We start from the raw sequence: 400 nt of genomic DNA, 5'->3' as shown, positions 1-400 counted from the left end.
CTGTTTGTTCCCCACGCTTTCGAGCCTCAGCGTCAGTAATTAGCCAGTATGTCGCCTTCGCCACTGGTGTTCTTCCGAATATCTACGAATTTCACCTCTACACTCGGAGTTCCACATACCTCTCTCACACTCAAGACACCCAGTATCAAAGGCAGTTCCGAAGTTAAGCTCCGGGATTTCACCTCTGACTTAAATGTCCGCCTACGCTCCCTTTACGCCCAGTAATTCCGAGCAACGCTAGCCCCCTTCGTATTACCGCGGCTGCTGGCACGAAGTTAGCCGGGGCTTCTTCTCCGGCTACAGTCATTATCTTCACCGGTGAAAGTATTTTACAATCCTAAGACCTTCATCATACACGCGGCATTGCTGCGTCAGGCTTTCGCCCATTGCGCAAGATTCC

Annotated in this window: 1 rRNA gene; it reads right to left on the bottom strand. The window is 51.2% G+C overall.

Going from position 1 to position 400, the window contains the following annotated elements:
- Positions 1-400, bottom strand: a 16S ribosomal RNA gene (locus tag BSZ14_RS18910); the annotation flags it as partial.

The sequence above is a fragment of the Sphingomonas sp. Sph1(2015) genome (assembly GCF_001970915.1).
GTDB classification, from domain to species: domain Bacteria; phylum Pseudomonadota; class Alphaproteobacteria; order Sphingomonadales; family Sphingomonadaceae; genus Sphingomonas; species Sphingomonas parapaucimobilis.
The sequence above is the reverse complement of the archived record's forward strand: the minus strand, read 5'-3'. Positions and strand labels throughout refer to the sequence as shown.